The following is a 4,680-nucleotide window of genomic DNA, read 5'->3' on the forward strand; positions in this document are numbered from 1 at the left end:
GCTCGCTCCCACAGTTTTGATCGGGGCGTGCGCAAATGCTGCGTTCGCCACAATTTCCATGTGGGAGCGAGCTTGCTCGCGATAGGGCCGGGTCATGCAACATCAATGGCGACTGGTTTACCGCTATCGCGAGCAAGCTCGCTCCCACAGGTATTCCAGTGTCGAACACCCTCCAGATCAAAAAAAATTGACTCAATCCCCTCAATCAAAAGCCCTGGGTGCTCCAGCAAAGGTATCACCCCGCTTACCGCAGACATGATGGAACGGAGCACTTTGGGATTTCGAGCCGTCATCCGTCCGGATGCGGTTTTCCATTTGATTGTTTGATTGCGAACCGCCTGATCATCGTGGCGCGGCCAGCCGTATTAAGGATGAGTGAACAAAAATGAACCGAGCTTACCGAGTAGTCTGGAATGCTGTGTTGGGCGCGTGGCAGGTGGCATCAGAGTTGGTCAAAAGCCAAGGCAAAGACAAAAGCCGCAGATCCCTCAGCCTGGTCATTGGCGTGGGTGGCGGGGTCTTCGCTTCTGTTGCCACGGCGGGAGCGTTACCGTCGGGCGGCAATATCGTGGCAGGTAATGGCAGCATTCATCAGAATGGCAACAACATGGCCATTCATCAGGGCAGCGATAAGCTCGCGATTGACTGGCAAAGCTTCTCCGTCGGCAAAGGCAACACCGTCCAGTTCGTCCAGCCGGGCGCGGCGTCTGTCGCATTGAACCGCGTGTTGGGCTCGGATGTGTCAGTGATTCAGGGCGCGCTGAAAGCCAACGGCCAGGTATTTTTGGTCAACCCCAACGGCGTCCTGTTTACACCCAGTGCACAGGTTGATGTAGGTGGCCTGGTCGCGTCCACGCTCAACATGACCACGGAAGACTTCCTCGCGGGCAACTACCGTTTCAGTGGCAACAGCGCCGCCTCGGTGGTCAACCAGGGCAACATCAATGCCGCGCAAGGCGGCACCATTGCCCTGATCGCCGCGAAAATCGTCAACGAAGGCAACATCACCGCGAACAAGGGCAATGTGCTGTTGGGCGCCGGCAGTGTCGTGACGCTCGACCTGGGTGGGCTGGTGCAGTTGGAAGTGAAAGAAGGTGCGCTTCAAGCGTTGATCGAAAACGGCGGCGCCATTCGTGCCGATGCCGGCCGCATCCTGCTGACTGCCCGTGCGGCGGAAACCCTGGCGAGCACCGTCATCAACAACACCGGTTTGATCGAAGCCCGTTCCCTGGATATCGGTGAAAACGGCGTGGTGACGCTGATGGGAGATCAGGGCGGTGTGCAAGTCGCCGGGCGAATCGATGTGTCCTCCGATACCGGCAAGGGCGGCAAGATTGTCGTGACCGGCGACCGTATCGCGATCAACGGCGGCGCTGAACTCGACGCCACCGGCGCCAAGGGCGGCGGCGAGATTTATGTGGGCGGTAGCTGGCAAGGCAAGGACCCGGCGATCAAACAGGCCAGCCAGACCACCATTGCCGCCGGTGCCGTGCTCGATGCATCGGCGACCGACAACGGCAAGGGCGGTACCGTGGTGGCCTGGTCGGATACCAAGAAGCCGGGCAGCGTGACGCGGGTGGATGGCACGCTGAAAGCCACCGGCGGTGCCAAGGGCGGCGACGGCGGCAAGATCGAGACCAGCGGTGCCAAGCTGGCGGTGAGCAAAGCCGCCGATGCTTCGGCCAAGAACGGCAAGGGTGGCTTGTGGTTGCTCGACCCGGACAGTGTCACAGTGGGGCCGGGTAATGGAGGGCTGACGGGCGGCGCCAACGGACAAGCTGCCACGGTCGGTTTCAACGCGATCGACACCGCCCTGGCCGGCGGCACCGATGTGGCAATCAAGGCCGACAACACCATTCACTGGGACGGCGACTACACCCCGCAGGGCATCAGCGGTGACCGGACACTGACGTTGCAATCGGGGCACGACGACGGCGCAACAGGCCGTTATGTCTTCGGCAATATCTTCCTCAACGGTGACATCGATGCCAGCGGCGCAGGCAATGGCAACAGCCTGGCGTTGATTCTCAACGGCAAAATCGCGCTCAACACCGACGTCAGTTTGAAGAGCAACGGCGGCAATGTCGTGTTTGCCGGCGTGGTGGACTCCGATGCGGTGGCCAACAACCGCCAACTGCGCGTCGATGCCGGTTCGGGCTCGATCATCTTCAGCGACATGGTCGGCGGCAACAGCGCGCTGGGCGCCCTGTATGCGACCACCAGTGGCGCGGGCAAGACGTTTATCAACGGCGCAAAAGTCTTCACCCGCGGCGAGCAGGTGTACACCGGTGCGGTTGAGCTGGGCACTTCGCAATTCCTGAACGCCGACTTCGAAAATGGCCTGGTCGGGTGGAAGACCTCCATCGACCAGTTCTTCACGGGCGTCACCGTGGTGGATGGCGTGGTCTCGCCGAATGACCCGACGTTGCCGACGACCTCGCCAACGAACGGCAATGCGCCGAGCGTTTCCCCTGGCGACCAGGGCGACATGAATTACAAACCCCTCACCCCGGTCGCCGCCGCTGGCCAAGGCAAGGACGGCGGCGCCGCGCTGCTGCTGGGAACCGAGAATACCTCCAACTGCCTCAACGCCCCCGCCGGCTGCATCATGCGTGGCCCTTCGGTCGTGAGCGAGGGTACGGTCTCCCTGGCCGCCGGGGAAAAAGTCAGCTTCGATTACAAACCGGTCGCGGGCGGCGATACCTACGATGTCTTCGGCTACCTGTTGAACGTCAATACCGGCGAATACCAGATTATCCTGAATGAAACGGGTAACGGCACGGGGGCGGTGAACTGGCAAAGCCACACGGCAACGGCTGACAGGGCCGGCACGTACAAATTCGTGTTCGTCTCGGGCAGTTTCGACCAGACCGCCGGCAAGCAGGTCGGTGGCTCGCTGTACGTTGACAATATCAAGACCGAAACCTCGGGCAGCAAGGGCCTGCAAGGCAGTTCCATCACGTTCAACGGCAGCCTCAACAGCACCGACAACAACCTGGCCATCAAGGCGGACGACATCAACTTCAACGGCGGCGTCGGCAGTGTCACCGGCAATGGGAACATCACCCTTGAGACCAACACGCCGAGCAAAAACATCGCAGTGGGCGGCAGCACAGGCGACGCCCCCGGTTCTCTGGAACTGACCGGCACCGACATCAGTGCACTGGGCGACGGGTTCACCTCCGTCAACATCGGCGGCGCGGACATGACCGGTGACATCAACATCATCGAAGCGACCCGCATCAACGACAACCTCGTCCTCAATGCCGGCACCGGCAATATCCACATCAACGACCAGTTGACCGTGGCCGACGCCCCGGGCACCGGTAACGATGACACCAAGCCGGCCCCCGTCCTGGTGCTGCAGAGCAACGGTGGCAAGGTCGACCAGACCGCCGGCGGCGCCATTGTCGCCGATGGCCTGGTGCTGCTGGGCGATGGCGCCACCCATGATCTCGACAACGCGGCCAACGACGTCAACACCATCGCCAGCGACACCGGCACGGTCAGCTTTGCCGATGTCGATGACCTGACCGTCGGCGTTGTAACCATTCCCGATAGCCAGACCCCGACAAACCCGCAAGGCGTGCCGGTCGCCGGCATGACCCAGACCGGCGACCTGGAGCTTGTCGCGGACACCCTCACCGTCGGCCAGGCCCTGCTCACCCAGGGCGATACGAGCCTGACCGCCGACGAAATCGATCTCGCCGCGAGCGTTTCCGGTAACGGCAGCCTTACCCTGCAGCAGAAGACCGATGGCCTGGACATCCACCTGGGCGGCAGCGATGACCCGGAGGTGACCGGGCCTGACGATCCGTTGGTGCTGTCCGGCGCTGACCTGGCCAACATCCAGGATGGCTTCGACAAGGTCGTCATCGGCAACGACAAGACGCGCAACATCACCGTCGACGATGAAGGCGCGACGTTCAAGGACGATCTGGCCCTGGTCGCCAACGGCGTCCTGGACTTGCTGGGCGATCTGACGCTCAAGGATCCCGAAGGCACCGACGAAGACGGCACCACCGGCAAGGGGCTGACGTTGAGCGTCGACGCGGGCAAAGGTGCGACTCAGAGCACTGGCGCGACCATTACCGCAGACGAATTGGCCTTGCGCGGCGAAGGTGACTTCCAGCTGGGCAAGGGCGGGCATGACGTGGGTGTCATCGCCGCCGATCTCGGCAGCCTGGCATTTGCCGGCAACGGCAACCTGACGGTGGGGACCGTGGACGGCACCGTGGGGATTACCTCCGATGAGGCGGTCACCTTGAAAACCGATCACGACCTGACGTTGGTAAAAGGCATCACCATAGAAAATGGCCCACGGGACGATACCAGCCAGGGTCAGACCCGTGCCGACGACATCATCACCCTGGAAGTGGCGGGCAACACCACCCAGTCCGGCGATGCCGGGGCCAAGCTGGATGCCAGCGGCCTGGTGCTGCTGGGCGGCAATTACGCGCTGGGCAATACCGGCAACGTGATTGGCGATATCGCCAGCGCGGCGGGCAAGGTCCAGTTCAACAACAGCACAGACCTCAAGGTGGGTTCGCTGACCGCGACCCATGCCGACGGCACGCAGACAACCCTCACCGGCGTGAACAACACCGGCGACGTCAGCATCGGTACCCAAGGTGACTTGGCGATCAACGAAGGACTGGCCACCAGCGGCAACGTGTTCCT

At 62.1% G+C, this 4,680-nt stretch carries 1 protein-coding gene; it reads left to right on the top strand.

The window, feature by feature from the left end:
- Nucleotides 1-385 precede the first annotated feature (385 nt).
- Nucleotides 386-4,680, top strand: a 4,295-nt coding sequence (locus tag BM321_RS29135; protein WP_139236223.1) for a two-partner secretion domain-containing protein, incomplete at its 3' end; no start/stop codon positions are given.

The sequence above is a fragment of the Pseudomonas sp. NFIX10 genome (assembly GCF_900111955.1).
Lineage (GTDB): Bacteria > Pseudomonadota > Gammaproteobacteria > Pseudomonadales > Pseudomonadaceae > Aquipseudomonas > Aquipseudomonas fluorescens_AA.